The organism is Paraburkholderia unamae (assembly GCF_003268775.1).
GTDB lineage: Bacteria > Pseudomonadota > Gammaproteobacteria > Burkholderiales > Burkholderiaceae > Paraburkholderia > Paraburkholderia unamae.
Map to the genome: position 1 here is coordinate 104,806 of NZ_QLSU01000002.1, position 18,508 is coordinate 123,313.

Here is an 18,508-nt window from a genome sequence, read left to right on the forward strand (position 1 = left end):
AACGGCGGGACTTTCGCGCTAAAGTTCGGCCCGCCTCATGCCGTTATCAAGGTCAAATCGATCAGGAAGCCCATCGTGAAAGTTGACTCCTCCACCCGCAATGATCCGCGCGCGCTTCAAGATGGCGTCGCGCGTTCGCAAGGCGATTCGGCTGGCGCCGTGAGCGCCTCGAATACCGCGGCCACGTCCGGCGCCGCTGGCAGCGCGAGCGCCGCGAACGCATCCGGCGCTTCACAAGGCGATGCGAACGTGAGCCTTTCTTCCCTCTCCTCCACGCTGCGCTCGCTCGCGGCGAGCGGCGCGGCCGATATCGACGTGGCGCACGTGCAGTCGATCAAGGACGCCATCAGCAACGGCACGTTGCAGATCGACGCCGGCAAGATCGCCGACGGCGTGCTCCAGACCGCGCGCGAGCTGATGAGGCCCGCGTCGGGCAACTGATGACGCCCGCGTGCTGCGCAAACACTGAATTTTCTGGTGCCCCTCGATGAAAGATGCCCTGCTAGCCACGCTGATCGACGAACACGCCACGGTTGAGGCGTTCGCGTCGCTGCTCGCCTATGAAGAAAAGGCGCTCGTGTCGGCCGACGGCATGGAGGCGCTGCCGCAGATCGTCGAGCAGAAGACCACGCTCACGCAGCGTCTGGCGGGCCTCGAAAAGGCGCGCGACGCGCAACTGGCGGGCCTTGGCCTGCCGGGCGGGCGCAAGGGCATCGAGATGGCCTGTGACGGCGACGCGCGCCTCACGAGCCAGTGGGCGCTGCTCAAGGGCTCGACCGAGCGCGCGCGCCGCAAGAACCTCACGATCGGCATGATGATCCGCACGCGCATGGAACATAACCGGCGCGCGCTGGCGATCCTGCGCGGCGAGACGGGCAATGGCGCGATGCTGTACGGTCCCGACGGACGGTTGCCGGCGTTCGGGCTGTAGGCGTTTGGGCGGTGCGTAAAAAAGCCGGAGCGGGGACGCTTCGGCTTTTTTGTTGGTGCGAGCCTCTTTGCCCCAAAAAAAGAGCCGAAGCGCTCCCGCACCCCGGCTCTCGCACTGCACCCGGCCCGCGAACCGCACACGCGGGGCCGTCTATCGCCTCAATTCTCCGCGCTCGCCCACGACATCTCGCGCAGCCGCGTGCGCAGGCGCGCCACGGCCTGGCTGTGCAGCTGGCACACGCGCGACTCGCTCACCTCCATCACTGCGCCGATCTCGCGCAGGTTCATGCCACGCTCGTAGTAAAGCGACATCAGCAGCTTCTCGCGCTCGGGCAGGCGCTCGATCGCCTCGACGAGCGCGCCGCGCAGGCTGTCGTCGAGCAGCGCCGAAAGCGGGTCCGAGTGATCGACGCAGTAGCGGTCGAGAAACGGCTCGTCCTCGGCCGAGCGGTCGAAGTCTTCGTAGTAGATGAGCTGGCTGCCATGCAGGTCCTGCAACATCGACTGGTATTCGTCGAGCGGCATGTTCAGGTGATCGGCGACCTCGGTTTCGCTCGCCGAGCGGCCAAGGCGCTGCTCCACCTGGTGCACCGCGCTCTCCACTTCGCGCGACGTGCGGCGCAGGCTGCGCGGCAGCCAGTCGTTGCTGCGCAGCTCGTCGAGCATCGCGCCGCGAATGCGCTGGCTCGCATAGGTCTCGAACTGCGCGCCCTGATCTTCCTTGTAGCGGTTCGCCGCGTCGAGCAGGCCGATCATGCCGGCCTGGATCAGATCGTCGAGGTCGACGCTCGCCGGCATTTTGGCGACGAGCTGCAACCCCAGCCGCCTCACGAGCGGCGCGTACTTCGCAAGCACGTCGGCCTGCGAAATTTTTCCTTGAGCGTTATACATCGTGCTCTCCACTTCTCATGTCCCTCGCTGCGTCGTGCGCACGTCAGACGTGCTGCGGCGACGGCCGCTGCGCGGGCGTCTCGGCCAGCCAGCCCACGTGGGCCGGCGCGGTCGCGGATGGTGCATCGGGTGCGGTATGCACACCCGTCACGGCCGCCACGAACGAATCTGCGTTCGCGGCGAGCGTGCTGTGTGCGGCGTGTCCTGCATGTGCTGCCTGTGCTGCGTTCGTCCCGTCGGCGGCTTGCGGCGCGCCGTGCGTGACATCCCTGCCGTGGGCGTCATGCCGGGCATGCGCGTCACGGGATTCCTGCGTGGCGAGGTCCGGCTGGTCCTCGAGTGCTTCGGTCGACGCGCCGACTTGCGGGTCGTCGGCGTCGATGGCCGCGAACGGCGCGCGCCCGCGCGCCGTGGCCGGCGAGCACGCCGAAACGGCGGGACGCATCGGCCAGTGCGGCAGCTCCGCGGCCACGTGGCGGAAGTCGCGCGCGGCGGCCGTGGACGGAAACGCATCGACGATGCAGCGCGCGAGCTTGAAGGCCTGCGCCATATACGGGTCGGCGGCGACGTAGCCCGCGCTTTCGAGCGACACGCTCAGGTAGCGCCCCGCCACGCCCGCGAGATTTTCGATGGCGGCTTGCGCGTCGGGCACGTTCGTCACGTGGTTCGCGAGCACGCGGAACTGTGCGATCGCATGCGCGAAGTGCAGCCGCTTCATGCACGCGTAGGCGTCGGTGATCGCCTGCGCGCCGATGCGCATCACGATCAGCACGTCGTGCGCGTGCATGGCGAGCGGCGAGAGCGCGCCTTCGGCGTCGAGCTGCGCGTCGATCAACACGATGTCGGCAGGGCCCGAGAGCACCTTTTGCAGTTGCGCGCTCGTGTACTGGGCGCGGTTGTCGCGCGAGGCCGCCAGCACGCCGAAACCGAGCGCGTGACGGCCGACGGCTTCTTCGAGCGTGCGCTCGCCGCGCATCACGGCGGCGAAGTTGCCCGCGCCGCGCACGCCGCCCACGAGCGCGCACACGGAGCGCGGCCCCAGGCACTCGTCGACGATGAGCACGTCCTTGCCCTGCGCGGTGAGCGCCGCCGCGAGATTGACCACGGCGGTCGTGCGCCCGGGCGCGCCAGCGCCGCCCGTCACCGCCACCACGCGCGAGCCTTCGCGCGCCAGCAGGCGCCGCAGCCCCTCTGCCTGATCGATCACGAACTTATCCAAACCTGACCTCGGGAGCCTGCGAATTCGAACGCGTCGAGAGTGCCGACAGCAGCGCCGGGATATCGTCTTCGTGCGGCACGAACGGCGAACTCTCTCGCGGAATGCAGAACGCGCTGCGGATCAGGAAGCGGCGCGTCGCCACGTAAAGGTTCTCGGGGACCTTCTGGCCCGTCGAGACGTAGTGAACCGGCAGCTTGTAGCGCAGCACCGTGTCGAGCGCGCTGCCGAGGTTGGTCGCCTCGTCGAGCTTGGTCAGGATGCAGCCCGTGAGCGGTGCGTTTTCGCTCTGGTAGGCCTGCACGACTTCGTTGAGCGTGTCGCCGTGGTTCGTGGCCGAGAGCAGCAGCAGGCGCTGCACCGGGCGGCCCGCGCCGCACAGCATGGCGATCTGGTCGGCCACGGCGCGGTCGCGCTGGCTCATGCCGATCGTGTCGATCAGCACGATGTGCTTGTTCTTGAGTTCCGTGAGCGCGAGTTGCAGGTCCGCGCCGTCGCGCACCGCGTGCACCGAAACGCCGAGGATCTTGCCGAAAATGCGCAGTTGCTCGTGGCCGCCGATACGGTAGCTGTCGGTCGTGAGCAGCGCGACCTTGCTCGCGCCGAAGCGCATCACGCAGCGCGCGGCGAGCTTGGCCGTGGTCGTGGTCTTGCCCACGCCCGTCGGGCCCATCAGCGCGAACACGCCGCCGCGCTCCATGAGCGCCTCTTCGTCTTCGAGCACGGGCAGGTTCGATTCGAGCACCGACTGGAGCCACTCCATGCCGGCTTCTTCGGTCTCGACCGCGGGCAGGCGGTCGATCATCATCTTCACGAGCTGCGCCGAGAAACCCGCGGCGAACAGCTGCTTGGTGAGCGCGCCTTGCACCGGGCTGCGGCGCTGGCGCTCGCCCCACAGGAGGCCCGCGAACTGCTCTTCCATCATGCCGCGCATCGAAGCGAGCTCGTTCATCACGGTCTCGTTGACCACCTGTTCGATGCGTGAGCGGATCGCTTCGCTCACCGTCTGCGCCGCGTTCGCGGGCGCGCCTTCGGCGCCCGCCTGCGCGTTGCGGTTGGCGGTGACGGGCGGCGGGCCCGCGGCGTCGGGGCTGTGGCCGAGACGCTGCGCGGCACGGCGCGCGGCCGCGTGGGCCGCTTCGAGCGCCCAGTCGGGCGTGCTCGCGTCGATGTCGGGCGGGCGCACCGGGTCGGCGACACTGCCCATACCCCGCGCCGCCGCGGCCGAGGGCGTCATGCCCGGCTCGCGCACGCCGCTCTGCTGGTTCGCGATCCGGCGGGCGTGGTCGATGAGCCACGGGTTCGATTCGGCCATCGTGCGCGGCGCGGAAAGCGCTTCGGGCGAGGCGTGGGCGGCGGCCTGTTCGAGACGCGAGGCGGCTTCGCGGGCGGCGACGGGCGCGTCGGAGACCGTGGTGGCGTTGATCTGCATGCCGTTGGCGGCCGGGTTCACGCCCGGGGCAAACGATGGCGCGAACGTTGGCGCGATAGTCGGTGCGATGGTTGATGCGGTCGAAGCGGAAGCCGGCTCGCTCATGCCATGCAGCGGCGGCAGCAGCGAGGCGTGCGGATTCGGCGTCGCCTGACGAGCGGGTTGCGGCGCGGCTTGCATGGTGGATTGCAGCGTCGGCGGCATCGGCGAGCGCGTGGCCTGCTGGCCCGCTGCGGCCCGCGACGAGGCCGGCGCGGCGTCCTGGCCGAGCGAAACGGCGGCGTCGGCGGCGTGATCGCTGTCGGCGTCGGCGTCTGCATCGGCGCTCGCGCCGTCACCTTCCGCGCCCACTTCGGGGCTCGCGCCGAACACCGACGAGAACACATCCGGCATGCCGCTCGCATAGGGGTTCGCACCCGTGGCCGCAGCGGCCGGGGCCGCGCCGCTCGACGGCGCGCCCAGCGCGGCGCGCGGCGTGCGAGGCATTTGCGTCGCGGCGGCGGACGGCTGCGCGAAGCCGCCGGCCTGAGCGCCTTGAGCGCCCTGCCCTTGCGCGGCGCCATCGGCGGGCGCGATTGCCGCGAGGTCGCGATCCGCGAGCGCGACGATTTCGACGCTGCCGTCATCGAGCGTGCGGTTCGACAACACGACGGCATCCGCACCCAGCGCTTCGCGTACGAGCCGTAACGCGTCGCGGCTGTTGCCACCGATGAATTTGCGAATGTTCAAGCTGAGCCCCTGATGAGGTGAGCGGCTTTGGCCGCCGCCGGACGTCTGTTGCTGGAATGGCGCGGAATGGCTGCTGGCCGCGCGTCACGCGCAAAGCCTTTTCCGATGTTGGAATTATTTCGAAGGCACGCCCTTCACGATCGATGGATCAGGGCGGGGAAATGTGGGCTATTCATGGAATCGGCGCGCGGAGGGCGCAGCGCGAACGCGCTCGCGCAACGACGGGGCGAGCCGCTGCAACGGGATTGCGTCGGCATGTCGGGCCGGCCGCCCAGACTTGTTGAGCGTCAAAAGAGCACGCAATAAGCGCGCTTTAACAGGAGTACGGGGCGTGGACGCCCGAACGAAAGCGTCGTTCGCGAGCCGGAGGTTCCTGGTGCTGCCAAACTCGCTGCCAAACTCCGCGGCAGTTGAGTCTCCGCAAATCATACGCAAATTACGTATAATTGGACCGTGCTTATGGATGCCAGCTTTGTCGAGCTTTCCCTGTTCCGCGTGCGCCGCCCGGATTACCTCGATGACGAGGAATACCGCGCGCTCCAGAACGAACTGCTGGTCAATCCTGCAAAGGGCGATCTCATCAAGCACACTGGCGGATTGCGCAAGCTGCGCTGCAAGGATTCGCGACGCCAGAAAGGCAAGCGCGGCGGGCTCAGGGTGATCTACTACTACTGGGTCGGCGGCACACAGTTCTGGATGTTCTACATCTACGCCAAGGATGAGATGGACGATCTCACGCCCCATGAAGCGAAGGCGCTCGGCGCCATGCTGGATGCCGAGATTGAGCGGAGGATAGCGAAATGAAAAAAGGCCAGCTTTTCGATGCCCTGAAACAAGGGTTCGACGAACTCGCCGCGGAACGCGAGGGCAAGCTTACGCTGCACAAAGTGACACTGGCCGTGCCGGACGCAATCGACGTCACTGCGGAGGAAATCAAGTCTGTGCGAGAGTCGGTCAACGTGTCGCAGGCCGTGATGGCGCGACGCCTGCGTGTCAATGTCCGCACCTGGCAAAACTGGGAGCAGGGCAAGGCGAAACCCAATGCGCAGGCCGCCGTGCTCATCAAGCTCGTCGAGAAGCACCCGGAAACGCTTGAGCTTCTCGAAGCGCTGTGATGATCCGTGTTGGCGCCTGACCTTGCCCGTCGAACGCCAGCGCCTCAATTCCCTCCAATCACATTCACCACCTTCACATTGCGCGTGTCCGGCACTTCGGCGTACGACAGCACCTTGAGCTGCGGCAGGCTGCGGCGCAGGAAGCGCGAGAGCATCGGCCGCAGCGCGTGCTGCACGAGCATCACGGGCGCGAGGCCCAGCGCCTGCTGACGCCCCATCGCCTGCTCGGTCTGCGTGAGCAGCGTGTGCGCGAGGCCGGGTTCGAGGCCTGGGTTCGGACCCGAGGTGAGCGTTTGCGACAGCACGCGCTCCAGGTTCGCGTCGAGGCCCATCACCTGCATGTCCGCGTTGCCGGGGAACCATTGCTGCGTGATCGCGCGGCCAAGCGAGATGCGCACCACCGCCGTGAGATCGTGCGCGTCGCTCAGGCGCGGCGTGTGCTCCGCGAGCGACTCCATGATCGTGCGCATGTCGCGAATCGGCACGCCTTCTTCCAGCAGGTTCTGCAAGACCTTTTGCAGCGTCGTGACCGGCAGCACCTTCGGCACGAGGTCGTCCACGAGCGAGGGCGTGTCCTTCTGCACGCGTTCGAGCAGCGCCTGCACCTCGCGCCGCCCGAGCAGCTCGGCGGCGTGCATCACGACGAGGTGGTTCAGGTGCGTCGCCACGACCGTGCTCGAATCGACCACGGTATAGCCGAACACCTGCGCCTGTTCGCGCACGTTCGAATCGATCCACACGGCAGGCAGGCCGAACGCCGGGTCCGTGGTCGGCGTGCCCGGCAGCACCGCGCTCACCTGGCCCGGGTTGATCGCGAGCCACTGGCCCGGATACGCCTCGCCCGTGCCCACTTCCACGCCCTTGAGCGCAATGCGGTAGGCGTTCGGGCGCAGCTCCAGGTTGTCGCGAATATGGATGACAGGCGGCAGGAAGCCGATTTCCTGCGCGAACTTCTTGCGGATGCTCTTGATGCGCTTGAGCAGCTCGCCATCGGTGTTCTTGTCGACGAGCGGAATGATGCGGTAACCCACTTCGAGGCCGAGCGTGTCGATGAGCGCCACGTCGTCCCAGGTCGCCTCGGCGCTTTCCGTCGGCGTGAGGGCGGCCGGCACGGCGTCGGCGATCACGGCGCTCGCGTTCTTCGCTTCGGTCTTCTTCTTCATCACCCGGCCAAGCTGGATCGCGCCGCCGCCGAGCAGCAGAAACGCGAAGTGCGGCATGCCCGGAATCAGGCCCATGATGACGATGATCGTGCCCGTGATCATCAGCACGCGCGGGTTCGTGAAGAGCTGGCTGGTGAGCTGCGTGCCGATGTCCTCGTTGGTCGCCACGCGCGAGACGATCACGCCCGCCGCGGTGGAGATGACGAGCGAAGGAATCTGCGCGACCAGACCGTCACCGATGGTGAGCAGCGTATAGGTCTCGCCCGCCGAGGCGAGCGGCATGCCGTGCTGCACGACGCCCACGATCAGCCCGCCCACGATGTTGATCACCATGATGAGCAGGCCCGCGATGGCGTCGCCGCGCACGAACTTGCTCGCGCCGTCCATCGAACCGTAGAACTCGGCTTCCTGGGAGATTTCGCTACGGCGCTTGCGCGCGGCGTCCTCGTTGATGAGGCCCGCGTTCAGGTCGGCGTCGATCGCCATCTGCTTGCCGGGCATCGCGTCGAGCGTGAAGCGCGCGGACACTTCGGCGATACGGCCCGCGCCCTTCGTGATCACCATGAAGTTGATGACCATGAGGATCACGAACACCACGATACCCACGGCGAAATTGCCGCCCACGAGGAAGTGGCCGAACGACTCGATCACCTGGCCCGCCGCCCCCGGCCCCGAGTGCCCATCGAGCAGCACGATACGCGTGGAGGCCACGTTCAGCGAAAGCCGCAGCAGCGTGGAGAACAGCAGCACGCTCGGGAAGGCCGCGAAGTCGAGCGGCTTCGTGGTGTACATGCTGACGAGCAGCACCATCACCGAAAGCGCGATGTTGAACGTGAACAGCAGATCCAGCAGGAACGGCGGCAACGGCAGGATCATCATGCCGAGGATCATGCAGATCAGGATCGGTCCCGCCAGCGCGCGCAGATTCGTGCTTTGCAGCATCTCCGGGCGCCGCGCGAGGAAACCGGTGCGGGCGTTCATTCTGTTGCTCCTTCAGTGCCGTCGCGCGGCGCATTGGTATCGGCGCGACCGGCGGTGTTCGATGCGTTGGCCGCGTTGCCTGCATTCGCGGTGTTTGCCGCATTCGCCGCGTTCGCGGCGTTTGCGCTATTCGTGCGGTTGGCTGCCGCGGCGCGCTCCTCGGGCGTGAGCGCGTCGTCGGCTTCCTCGGCTTCGTCTTCCGCGCTCATCGCGCCCTTGTCGAGTTCGGGCGGCACGTCGAGGTCGGTCGGCGCCATCGGCACGTCGCCGCCATGTTCGCGAAAGCGCTTGAGCTGGTAGACCCACGCGAGCACCTGCGCGACCGCGCCGTAGAGCGGTCCCGGAATTTCGCGGTTGAGGTCGACGTTGTAATAGAGCGCGCGAGCGAGCGGCGGTGCTTCGAGCAGCGGCACGTTGTGCTCGGTGGCGAGCTCGCGAATGCGCGTGGCCACGAGGTTCACGCCCTTGGCGACCACCTTGGGCGCGCGCATCTCGCCGTCGGCGTACTTGATCGCGACCGCGAAGTGCGTCGGGTTGGTCACCACCACGTCGGCCTTGGGCACCTGGGTCATCATGCGGCGGCGGGCGATGGCGCGCTGCTGCTGGCGAATGCGGCCCTTCACGTGCGGGTCGCCCTCGTTCTCGCGGTGCTCGCGCTTGACCTCTTCCTTGGTCATGCGCAGCTTGCGGTAGTACGACCAGAGCTGATACGGCACGTCGAGCGCGGCCACCACGAACATGCCGGCCACGGTCGTGCCGCAGCAAACCGCGATCAGATGCATGGAGTCGGCAAACGCGCGCGACGCGGGCTGCATGGCGAGCCCGAGGATCTCGTCGCGCCGGACCCACAGCGCGGAGCCGCCGATCACGCCCACCACCAGCGTTTTGGCGAGCGACATGCCGAGCTGGATCGGACCGTTCACGGAGAAAATGCGCCCGAGGCCCGATATCGGGTTGAGCCGGCCGAAGTTCGGCTGAAGCGCCTTCGTCGAGATGAGCCAGCCGCCGAGCGCCATGGGCGCGAGCAGCGCGGCGATGCCCGTGAGCGCGAGCACCGGCAAGAGCGCCATGAGACCTTCGCGCGCGGCCACGCCCGCGCCGATCAGCATGCGCCGCGTTTCGAACGCGCCCGCGTGGTTGAACGTGAACGCGCCGCGCATCATGGCCTGCAAGTGCTCGCTGATGGTGCCCGAAAGCATCCACGCGCCATAGAAGCCCGCCGAGAGCAGCGCGAACGTGGAAAGCTCCCGGGAACGCGGAACCTGCCCCTCCTCCCGCGCCTTGCCGATGCGCTTGGGAGTGGCGGATTCGGTTTTCTCGAGGTCGCTGTCCTCAGCCACGCATGCTCCGGTCGCGGGCACGCGCCGCTCGTCGCGGCTGCGCGGCTGGCGCGCGCCCTTTTTCAGTGAGAGCGATTATTGCCGCGCAAGCCAGGCACTGATTGACGGAGTAAGGCGGGGAAACCGGGGTATTTCGGTGGATGGAAACGGGGTGCCATCACTGCGGGCGAGCGATGGCGCGCGCCGCGCTCAAGGCTCGAGGCGGGCGGGCCGAAGCCGCCCGCCTTGCCTCACGCCGTGTGAGCCAGGCGTCAGAAGGCGACGAAGGGCGCCTTGCCGCCGCTCGCGGTCATGTCCTGACCGTAGTAGACATAGCGGCCATAGAAGAACGGCAGCCCCAGGTCGAGGCTTGCCGACGAGCCGAACTGCCCGCCCAGGTTGTTGGCCGCGTAGTTCTGGCCGTTGCCGATCAGCGTGTTCGCGTTGGCGATGTTGAAGCTCGCGGTGCCCGACGCGCCCGAGCCATTGGGGATGAGCGTTGCGCTGAAACCCTGCGTGGTGGACGGGCAGTAGAACGTGCCAAGGTTGCCGCCGCACTGCGCAAGCCCGCTGTCGGCGAAGAAGAACGCGTTCGAGCCCGAGTCGAGGAAGGCCTGGAGCGTGCGGCCGTTGAAGGTCGCGCTCAGGTTGCCCCACGAGTCGGTGGCGAAGGTTTGCGAGGCGCTCATCGCGTTGTTCGACTGCGTGCCGATGCCGAACACGAGCGTGCCGGTGGCGCTTGGCGCGCCGCTGTCGGACACGGGCGCCATCTGCAAGATCACGCCGTTGTTGTCGGTGGCGAAGTGCGGCACGGGGTTGGCCACCTGCTGCGCGAGGGTGACCGCCGTTTTGGCGCAGTTCGCGCCCGACGGGCAGGCGTAGTAGCTGCTGTTCGCCGCGACGGTGCAGGCCGAGCCGCAATCATGGGGTGCAACGCCGATGCCGAGAATGCCGTTTGCGCCCAGGTCCTGCACGGTGTTCTGCGCGGCCCCGAAGTTCGCGCAGGCCGTGGGCACCGTCCTGGACGCGAGGTCGCCGATCAACTGGATCGGAATGGCCGAGGCGGTTTCGCCGCTGAGCTTGACGTCGGCGGAGCGCACGGTCCCCCATGTATAGCCGTCGGCGAAGGCCGTGCACTCGGCGAGCGTGCTGCCGTTGCCGGCGGCGGCCACGGGCAGCGCGTTCACGAACGACGCCGGCAGCGACGACGCGAGCAGGCGCAGGCCGAACGACGCCGTGTCCACCTGCACGTTGTTGACGGTCTGGCAGTTGCTCGTGCCCGCCACGCACACCGTGACGCTCACGGTGGGAATGTTCGGCAGCGAGCCGGTCAGCCCGCTATTCACCGTCACCGGCACCGTATTCGCGGCGGTGGCCGCGGTGGGCTGCTGGTTGGGGCTCGCGGACGGCGAGCCGCCGCCGCTGCTACCGCTGTTGCCACTGTTGCCGCTATTGCCGCCCGTACTGCTACTGGTGCTGCCGCCACTGCCGCCCCCGCCTCCGCAGGCGGCGATGAGCGAAACCAGAGCGACGATCGAAAGGAACCGGAAAGGGCGCAGCCAGCAAACGCTGCGGGGGTTGCGTGATGTCAGCACGTTGGGCCTCCGCTCGTCATTGGATATCGGTGGCGCTGACGCCGGCAGGCAGCGCCTGCGGCAACCACGCCTGACCGGAGAAGGCGCCCATGTGGCCGCCCGAATGCACGACGACGTTCGAGTTTTCGACCACGCCCGGTCCGCGCACGAGGCCGGCCGCGTGACTCGCCTTCACGCCGGCCGTGTATTGGGGAAAGTAGCTGCCTAGCAGCGTGGCGAGATCGGGCGGCTGCGGGCCGCTCCACGCGACGCCGAACACGGTGCCCGCCTGCGTGAGGTACTCGCGCACAACGGTGCCGTTGGCGAGCGTGGTTTGCTGGACGGTGTAGGCGGAGGACGCACTCGAAGCGCTTGAAGCACTGGAAGCCGCGCTTTGCACGGCCTGGCGGGCGACGGCGGACGCGTTGCCTTGCGCAGCCGCGGCCGAAGCGGCGGAAAGCGTGCTGGTGGTCGCGCCCGCGGGCGTGGTCATCGGCGCGCCGCCCAGTGCGGCGCACGCCGGGCGCGCCGCGAGCAGCGTGGTGACAAGCGCTGCGCCGAGCGCGCAGGCAAGCGCGGCGCGGCGCGTGCTGGCGCGCGCGGCGGTGCCGGAAAACGGGGTGTGCGGGTACACGGCGGCTCCTCCCTCTTTCGATGGCGCGTTGCGCCATGCGCTGTCGGGCCGCGGACACACGTCGCGGCGGGGCGAAGCAGCGGGACTGGGCAACGGCCGGCTACGCTTCGTTGCACCGCCGCGACGGGCGTCGCGGCAGGGCACGAGCGAATGAGCAGTAGTATGCCCGCCCTGAATGACAAGCGACAGTTGGCCAAACGGCCAATGGTTTGTTAGCGCTCAAAAACCGAGGCTGGCGAGCAGATCGTCGACCTGCGCCTGGTCCTGCACGACGTCGGTCTTGCCTTCCGGATTGATCTGCGGGCCGTTGAGCAGCCCTTCGGGACTGCCGGTGCTGCTCTGCGTTTCGGCAAGCGCCGCCGCCGTCGCCGCGAACTGCTCGCGCCGTTCGGGCGCGATGTTCTCGACCAGCACGGTGAGCAACTGCTGCTCGATCAGGTAGACCACATCCATGATCTTCTTGATCACCTGCCCCGTCAGGTCCTGGAAGTCCTGCGCGAGCATGATTTCGAGCAACTGCTGGTTGGTGGCCGTGGTCGCCTGCGGCACGCCTTCCAGAAAGGCGCGCGTGTCGCCCATCAACTGGCGCACTTCCTCGCGGCCGATCGGCGCGTCGTACCACGTCGCCCAGCGGCTCGACAGCTCCTTCGCGTCGCGTTCGAGCGTCTCTTGCAGCGGCTTGGCGATGTCGATCGACGACAGCACGCGCTCCGCGGCCTGCTCGGTCATGTTCGCGACGTAGCGCAAGCGGTCGCGCGCGTCGGGCACCGCCTCGGCGGCGCGCTCGACATGCTTGTCGAGACCGAGCTCGCGCATCGAGTCGCGCAGGCTGCGCGTGAGCTGGCCGATGCGCGCGAGGATGCGGTCCGTCGCGAGCTCGCCCGCCTCGCCTGCGGCGGGCGCGGCGGCGGCGAGCGCAGCGAGCTCCGCCAGCTCGGCGACCTGCGCGGCGCGCTCGGCTTCCGGCGACTCATTGCGATGAGCGTCGGATTGCGCACTGATGGGCTCGTTCACGTCAGCTCCCCGTCTTGGCCATCTTCTCGAGAATCTTGTTGAGCTTCTCGTCGAGCGTGGCGGCCGTGAACGGCTTGACCACATAGCCGCTCGCACCGGCCTGCGCCGCCGCGATGATGTTCTCCTTCTTCGACTCGGCCGTCACCATCAGCACCGGCAGATGCGTGAGGTTCGCGTCGGCGCGGATTTCCTTGAGCATGGCGAGACCGTCGAGGTTCGGCATGTTCCAGTCGGAAATCACGAAGTCGTAGTTGCCGCCGCGCAGGCGCGCGAGGCCCGCTGCGCCGTCTTCGGCTTCGTCGACGTTCGAGTAGCCCAGTTCCTTGAGCAGGTTGCGGACGATCCGGCGCATCGTCGGAAAGTCGTCCACCACCAGAATCTTCATTCCCTTATCCATCTCGTTCCATTCCTCCAGGCGAAAACCCGGGCAATTATCCAGAGAAGCGCAGTGCCTATCCAGATAAATTAATCGTGAGCGATCGTGCAAGCGCGAACTGCCGGCACGATATCTCTATATCGGTTGTTCATCAAACGCGCTGAACCCGCTCGCCCATCGAGGCAAGACGGGTCATCACGCGTCGGCTCATATCGGAGAGCGAAGCGATTTCGTCGGCGGCGCCGAGCGCAATCGCCTCGCGCGGCATGCCGAACACGATGCAGCTCGCCTCGTCCTGCGCGAGCGTGAACGCGCCGGCGCGGCGCATTTCGAGCAGCCCGGCCGCGCCGTCGCGGCCCATGCCCGTGAGAATCACGCCGATGGCGTTCTTGCCCGCGTGCAGCGCCGCCGAGCGAAACAGCACGTCAACCGACGGACGATGCCGGTTCACCGGCGGGTCGTCGGACAGATTCGCGATGTAGTTCGCCCCGCTGCGCGCGAGCAAGAGGTGGGCGTGGCCCGGCGCGATATAGGCATGGCCGGGCAGCACGCGTTCGCCGTGCTCCGCTTCCTTGACGGTGATGCGGCACAGCCCGTTCAGGCGCTGCGCGAACGACTTGGTGAACCCGGGCGGCATGTGCTGCGCGATCAGGACCGCCGGCGCGTCGGGCGGCAGCGGCTGGAGCACTTCGCGAATCGCCTCGGTGCCGCCCGTCGACGCGCCGACGATGATGAGCTTCTCGGTCGAGACGAGCGGGTTGTTGATCATCGGCGCCGGGCTCGCCGCAGGTGCGGCGGCGTGGCCGTGGGCGCCCGGCGCATGCGCGGCCGCGCTCGCTGCCGGCGCGCTCGGCGCGTGGTGGGCGCGCACGCGCGCGCGCGCGGCGGCGCGCACCTTGTCGGCGAGCTTTTCCGAGTATTCGAGCATGCCGTCGCGAATGCCGACCTTCGGCTTGGTCACGAAGTCGACCGCGCCGAGTTCGAGCGCGCGCAGCGTGATTTCGTTGCCGCGCTCGGTGAGCGACGACACCATCACGACCGGCATGGGGCGCAGGCGCATCAACTTCTCGAGGAAGTCGAGGCCGTCCATGCGCGGCATTTCCACGTCGAGCGTGAGCACGTCGGGGTTGTGCTGCTTGATCAGCTCGCGCGCGACGAGCGGATCCGGCGCTGTCGCGACGACCGTCATGTCGGGCTGGCTGTTGATGATTTCCGTCATCAGACTACGGATCAGCGCCGAATCGTCGACGCAGAGAACCTTGATTTTTTGCACAGCGTTCACGCCTCCTCTACTGTCCTGGCGTTGTCTTGACCGGATGCGCGCAGCGCCGACGCTCCGCCCGAGCCGAACAGCTCGATACGGGGGCGCGCGGGCTGCGGCTGGGATTGGAAATTCGGTTGTGCCGGCGTGGCTTGCGAAACCGCGCCCGCGCCTGCGCGCGCGGCGCTGCCCACGCCGAACAGCTCGACGCGCGCCCGCGCACGCGCGAGCCGCTCCGCGCGCGCTTCGGCGGTTTGCGCGGCGAGTTGCTGCTCGCGCTCGGCCACGCTCGCGTCCTGCGACAGGCGCAGCTTCTTGACCATCACCTGGCCCGTGCGCGGCAGGAACGCCACTTTGCGCGGGTGCGAGCCTTGCAGGTCCTCGGCCACGATGCGGATATTTTCGGTCGCGAGATAGCGGCGCACGAACGCGGCGTTGCGATCGCCGATGTTCATCGTCGTCATGCCCGCCAGCACGGCCGCGCCGCCAAACACCTTGGCTTCGAAGCGCTCGCGGCGGCCGCCCGCCTTGATGAGCTCGTTGATGAGCACTTCCATCGCGTACGCGCCGTAGCGCATCGAGTCGGAAGCGGCGGTGAGCGCATGGGCGGAGTCCGCGCCGTCGTCGGGCAGCATGAAGTGGTTCATGCCGCCAATGCCGGCGGTGCGGTCCTGAATGCAGGCGGCCACGCACGAGCCAAGCACGGTCACGAGCACCATGTCTTCGCTCGTCGTGTAGAACTCGTTGGGCAGCAGCTTCACGCCGGGGCGCTGGAAGTGCGTATCGAAATAGCGATTCGTCGCGATCGGGAGGCGGCCGCTCATGCTGGCACTCCAAGCGAATCGCTGGCGCGGCGCGGCGCCTGCGCGGCGTCGGCGGCGCGGCCGCGCGTGAGTTCGTACACGGTCTGGCCGCGCAGGCGGAAGGCCTGCGTGACGTAGGTGAAGTTCTCCGAGTGGCCCGCGAACAGCAGGCCGTCCGGCTTCATGAGCGGCTCGAAGCGCGTAAGCACCTGCGCCTGGGTCGGCTTGTCGAAGTAGATCATCACGTTGCGGCAGAAGATCGCGTCGAAGGTCGTGCGCAATCCGTAGTCCGCGTCGGTGAGGTTGAGCTGCTCGAACTTGATCATCGCGCGCAGCTCGGGGCGCACCTTCACGAGCCCGGCGTGGGAGCCGGTGCCCTTGAAGAAGAAGCGCTTGAGGCGCTCGGGCGAGAGATGCTTCACCTGGTCGTAGGCGTACACGCCCGCTTCGGCCTTGGCGAGCACCTGGGTGTCGAGGTCGGTGGCGAGCACGCGCGCCTCGCGCGCGGCGCGATCGCCGAGCGCTTCGATGAGCGTCATCGCGATCGAGTAAGGCTCCTCGCCCGTCGAGGCCGCCGAGCACCATACCGAAACCGGCTGGGTGCGGCGTTTCACGAAGTCCGCGAGGATCGGGAAGTGATGCGCCTCGCGAAAGAACGCCGTGAGGTTGGTGGTGAGCGCGTTGGTGAACGCCTCCCATTCGCTCGCGTCGTTGCGCGCTTCGAGCTGGTCGAGGTAGTCGCGAAAGCTGTCGAGGCCGAGCGCGCGCAGGCGCCGGGCAAGCCGGCTGTACGCCATATCGCGCTTGTGGTCCGAAAGCGAGATGCCCGCGCGGCGGTGAATCAGCGCGCGAATGCGTTCGAAGTCCGCCGAGGTGAACTCGAAATCGCGGCCGGTTTCGCCACCGCCGCCGCCCGTGCCGGGCGACGCGCCGCGCGCGGGCTCGCCCGCGTCGTGGCGCGACAATCGCAGCGCTTTCATGCTCGTGCTCCTTCGCATTGCGCGCCGCCCGCTGCATGGACGGCCGTGGCGAACGTCACCCGTTCGCCGCGCCCGCCCGCTTGCAATGCGTGCGGCGCATGGGCGACCCGCGCCGCGCACGTAGCCCGGCGGGCGGTGCGCGGCAGGTCATGCCGTTGTGTAGCGCTCATGTGCATTGCAGTTGCTCGTCGTGTTCAGTGCTTCACTACGCTTTCATGCCGCGTTCGATCAGAACGTTTCCCAGTCCGAATCGTCCGTGGCGGAGGCCACCGGGCTCACGTGCGACTCCGCGCGCGCCGTGGCGGCCGGTCTCGCCGGCGCCTTTGCCGCGGGTTTCGCCGCCGCTTGCGGCGTCGACTGCGCGGCCGCCTCGACCGCTGCCGGCGCACTGACGGCCGGCGACCTCGGCGCCGCCGAAGCCACCGAAGACATCGTGCGTTTAGCCTTGGCCACCGGCAGGCTCGCCGGCGTCACCCGCGCCGGGCTCGCACCGGCGCCCATGCCGCGCGCCTGCGCGCCGCCCGTGCGCCACGTGCCGAGCACGCCTTGCAGCTGGCGCGTCTGCTCTTCGAGCGACGCCGCGGCGGCGGCCGCCTGCTCGACGAGCGCGGCGTTCTGCTGCGTGACGGTGTCCATCTGCGTGACCGCGCGGTTGACCTGCTCGATGCCGCCCGATTGTTCCTCGGACGCCGCGCTGATCTCACCCATGATGTCGGTCACGCGGCGCACGGCCTGAAGGATGTCTTCCATCGTCGTGCCGGCGCGGCCCACCAGTTGCGAGCCGCTTTGCACCTTCTGCGCCGAATCGTTGATGAGTTCCTTGATTTCCTTCGCCGCGCTCGCGCTGCGCTGCGCGAGGCTGCGCACTTCGCCCGCCACCACCGCGAAGCCGCGGCCCTGCTCGCCCGCGCGCGCCGCTTCCACGGCGGCATTCAGGGCGAGGATGTTGGTCTGGAACGCAATGCCCTCGATCACGCTGATGATGTCCACGACCTTCGCCGAACTCACGGCGATGTCCTGCATCGTGCTCACGACTTCGCCGACCACCTCGCCGCCGCGCGTCGCGATGTCCGAGGCGTTCACGGCGAGCTGGCTCGCCTGGCGCGCGTTCTCGGCGTTCTGACGCACGGTGCCGGTGAGCTGCTCCATGCTCGAAGCCGTTTCCTGGAGCGAGGCGGCCTGCTGCTCGGTGCGCTGCGAAAGATCGGTGTTGCCCATCGCGATCTCGCGCGCGCCCACGTCGATCGAGCTTGCGCCCGTGTTCACCGCGCTCACGAGCGTGACGAGGCTTTCCTGCATGCGCTTGATGCCGCCGAACAACCGCCCGATCTCGTTGTTGCTGTCGACGACGACCGGCTGCGAGAGATCGCCCTGGGCGATGCGCTCGAAGCACGTCACGGCGTCGGCGAGCGGCTGCACGATCAGGCCGCGCATGGCGAAGCGGATCACCACCACGAGCACGAGCGCCAGCACGATCACGGCGCCGATCAGCACGCGCATCACGCCGATCTTCTCGCGCGCATTCGCCTCGCGGGCCTGCGCGCCGTCCTGGAGCGACTGGGCGAGCGGCGCGGAGACGCTGTCGTAGTCCACGAACATCGGGCTGATCTTCGTGTCGGCGATCGCGTGATAGGCCGCCTGGTCGTTCGCGCGCAAGGCCGCGAATTCGGGCTGGACGCCGTCTTGCAGCAGCGTCGCGCGTTTGGCCGCGAGCGAGTCGAGCACGGCGGCGTCGAGGCCGCCCTTGGGTGCGCCCTGGAACGCCTGCCACGCTTCGTTGGACTTGCCGAGCAGTTGCTCGGCGCGATCGATCGCCTTCTTCGCGTCGTCGGCCTGGCCCGCCGCCGTGAGCGCGCTCGCGCGGTCGATCGCGACGCGCGAGCGCAGCAGATACGACGACGTGTCGTTGAGCGCACGCATCGCGACGAGATCGCCGCGCGCCATCGTGCCGAGCGCGTCGGTCGCGCGGTCGAGCGCGAACAGCCCGAGCCCGCCGACCAGCACGGTCAGCGCAACCAGAATGACCCCGACGCCCGTGAGCGTCGTGCGGATCGACCATTTTTGCAGCATCTCGTTTGCTCCTGTCCTGT

15 protein-coding genes and 2 pseudogenes are annotated in these 18,508 nt (G+C 68.1%); 4 read left to right on the forward strand and 13 right to left on the reverse strand.

What is annotated here, in order from left to right:
- Positions 1–75 precede the first annotated feature (75 nt).
- Positions 76–441, forward strand: coding sequence for a flagellar biosynthesis anti-sigma factor FlgM (flgM, locus tag C7401_RS03075; RefSeq protein ID WP_112169891.1), 366 nt, complete (start codon positions 76–78; stop codon positions 439–441).
- 46 nt (positions 442–487) lie between these two features.
- A complete protein-coding gene (locus tag C7401_RS03080) occupies positions 488–931 on the forward strand; it encodes a flagella synthesis protein FlgN (protein WP_112169892.1) in 444 nt (147 codons plus the stop codon).
- A 158-nt stretch (positions 932–1,089) separates the two neighbouring features.
- On the opposite strand, the gene C7401_RS03085 is transcribed toward C7401_RS03080, so the two are convergent.
- The 3 genes and pseudogenes from C7401_RS03085 to flhF all read right to left on the reverse strand — a co-directional run bounded on the left by C7401_RS03085 (position 1,090) and on the right by flhF (position 5,198).
- Positions 1,090–1,821 (reverse strand): RNA polymerase sigma factor FliA, encoded by a 732-nt coding sequence (locus tag C7401_RS03085; RefSeq protein WP_112169893.1) that lies wholly within the window; start codon positions 1,819–1,821, stop codon positions 1,090–1,092.
- Between the two features lie 394 nt (positions 1,822–2,215).
- A pseudogene (locus tag C7401_RS03090) lies at positions 2,216–3,040 on the reverse strand (MinD/ParA family ATP-binding protein); the annotation flags it as partial.
- Positions 3,033–5,198, reverse strand: coding sequence for a flagellar biosynthesis GTPase FlhF (gene flhF / locus C7401_RS03095; protein WP_112169894.1), 2,166 nt, complete (start codon positions 5,196–5,198; stop codon positions 3,033–3,035). The gene flhF and the pseudogene C7401_RS03090, both read right to left, overlap by 8 nt.
- 459 nt (positions 5,199–5,657) lie before the next feature.
- Between flhF and C7401_RS03100 the strand changes: the two genes are divergently transcribed.
- Positions 5,658–6,002 carry a type II toxin-antitoxin system RelE/ParE family toxin gene (locus C7401_RS03100; RefSeq protein WP_112169895.1) on the forward strand — a complete coding sequence of 115 codons (345 nt, stop codon included), beginning with the start codon at positions 5,658–5,660 and terminating at the stop codon, positions 6,000–6,002.
- Positions 5,999–6,313, forward strand: a complete 315-nt coding sequence (locus C7401_RS03105; RefSeq protein ID WP_112169896.1) for a helix-turn-helix domain-containing protein — start codon at positions 5,999–6,001, stop codon at positions 6,311–6,313. Before C7401_RS03100 ends, C7401_RS03105 begins: the two co-directional genes overlap by 4 nt.
- A 44-nt stretch (positions 6,314–6,357) precedes the next feature.
- On the opposite strand, the gene flhA is transcribed toward C7401_RS03105, so the two are convergent.
- The 10 genes and pseudogenes from flhA to C7401_RS03155 form a co-directional block, all read right to left on the reverse strand.
- Positions 6,358–8,457, reverse strand: a complete 2,100-nt coding sequence (flhA, locus tag C7401_RS03110; protein ID WP_112169897.1) for a flagellar biosynthesis protein FlhA — start codon at positions 8,455–8,457, stop codon at positions 6,358–6,360.
- A 140-nt stretch (positions 8,458–8,597) separates the two neighbouring features.
- Positions 8,598–9,797 (reverse strand): annotated as a pseudogene (gene flhB / locus C7401_RS03115) (flagellar biosynthesis protein FlhB); the annotation flags it as partial.
- Between the two features lie 251 nt (positions 9,798–10,048).
- Positions 10,049–11,368 carry a DUF3443 domain-containing protein gene (locus tag C7401_RS03120; protein WP_258396888.1) on the reverse strand — a complete coding sequence of 440 codons (1,320 nt, stop codon included), beginning with the start codon at positions 11,366–11,368 and terminating at the stop codon, positions 10,049–10,051.
- A gap of 19 nt (positions 11,369–11,387) precedes the next feature.
- Complete coding sequence (locus C7401_RS03125) at positions 11,388–11,984, reverse strand: DUF2844 domain-containing protein (protein WP_112169900.1); 597 nt, start codon at positions 11,982–11,984, stop codon at positions 11,388–11,390.
- Positions 11,985–12,203: 219 nt separating this feature from the next.
- Positions 12,204–12,917: a protein phosphatase CheZ gene (cheZ, locus tag C7401_RS03130; protein WP_112170275.1), complete on the reverse strand. Its 714-nt coding sequence runs from the start codon at positions 12,915–12,917 to the stop codon at positions 12,204–12,206.
- An 82-nt stretch (positions 12,918–12,999) separates the two neighbouring features.
- Positions 13,000–13,395, reverse strand: a complete 396-nt coding sequence (gene cheY, locus C7401_RS03135) for a chemotaxis response regulator CheY (protein ID WP_112169901.1) — start codon at positions 13,393–13,395, stop codon at positions 13,000–13,002.
- 130 nt (positions 13,396–13,525) lie between these two features.
- A complete protein-coding gene (locus C7401_RS03140) occupies positions 13,526–14,656 on the reverse strand; it encodes a protein-glutamate methylesterase/protein-glutamine glutaminase (protein ID WP_112169902.1) in 1,131 nt (376 codons plus the stop codon).
- Positions 14,653–15,459 carry a chemoreceptor glutamine deamidase CheD gene (gene cheD, locus C7401_RS03145; RefSeq protein ID WP_112169903.1) on the reverse strand — a complete coding sequence of 269 codons (807 nt, stop codon included), beginning with the start codon at positions 15,457–15,459 and terminating at the stop codon, positions 14,653–14,655. The genes C7401_RS03140 and cheD overlap by 4 nt, the downstream gene beginning before the upstream one ends.
- Positions 15,456–16,418, reverse strand: a complete 963-nt coding sequence (locus tag C7401_RS03150) for a CheR family methyltransferase (RefSeq protein WP_112169904.1) — start codon at positions 16,416–16,418, stop codon at positions 15,456–15,458. The genes cheD and C7401_RS03150 overlap by 4 nt, the downstream gene beginning before the upstream one ends.
- A gap of 228 nt (positions 16,419–16,646) precedes the next feature.
- Entirely contained in the window at positions 16,647–18,488 is a 1,842-nt protein-coding gene (locus tag C7401_RS03155) for a methyl-accepting chemotaxis protein (protein ID WP_112169905.1), read from the reverse strand.
- Between the last annotated feature and the right edge of the window lie 20 nt (positions 18,489–18,508).